The sequence below is a fragment of the Paraburkholderia sp. BR14320 genome, from assembly GCF_040948665.1.
Lineage (GTDB): Bacteria > Pseudomonadota > Gammaproteobacteria > Burkholderiales > Burkholderiaceae > Paraburkholderia > Paraburkholderia youngii.
In genome coordinates, this window is record NZ_JBFPKG010000232.1 from 1 (window position 1) to 693 (window position 693).

1 pseudogene is annotated in these 693 nt (G+C 58.4%); it reads left to right on the plus strand.

The features are described 5' to 3' along the window. Positions 1-240: 240 nt before the first annotated feature. Positions 241-507 (plus strand): annotated as a pseudogene (locus AB3X89_RS40075) (ShlB/FhaC/HecB family hemolysin secretion/activation protein); the annotation flags it as partial. Positions 508-693: the final 186 nt, after the last annotated feature.

Here is a 693-nt window from a genome sequence, read left to right on the forward strand (position 1 = left end):
CCGCCATGCGGCAGTTCGCGATCCTCTACGAGGATCGCTTCACACGACCCAACAGCTAGAATGAAATTGATCGCCTGCCACGCCTGAAATGTTCAGACGCCTTGCACACAAAAATTCAGACACTCCCGTGTGAGTTTATGGGAGGGTACTTTTGTGTCCTCCATATAAGTCGCTCAGGAAGCCAAAGTTAAATTCACAAAGTGTGAGTTCCTACGCACTTTGTTCTCAACCATTCACCGTATGAACATCCGCAAAAGGCTGGCGGCATTGCCGCTGACAGCCCTGATAACGCTCGCCCACGCGCAGCAGACGCCGGCGCCCACACCAGCGGACAAAGCGGCAGCTGCACGCGCCAGCGCCGAGCAAAACCAGCAGGTCGAGCAGCAACTCAACGCCCAGGAACGCGAAGCGACGGTTAATGCACCGTCCGTGCGTTCGACGATCGAGCGTGCCTCTGGCTGGCCTGACCTGCCGACTGAAACGCCGTGCTTCCGCATCGACTCGTTCGTGACGTGCCGGTGACCGCCCTGGGTATTGGAGAGCGATGACGTGTCAACGGCCACATTACCGTTACCCGTCATGACACCGCCACTGTTGACGATCTGGCTGCCACCCTGCACGGTCGCATCGCCCGTGCCGAGGTTGCTGATGAGACCGTTCGTATTGTCGATCGACGCAGCCTGAACGCCGAGC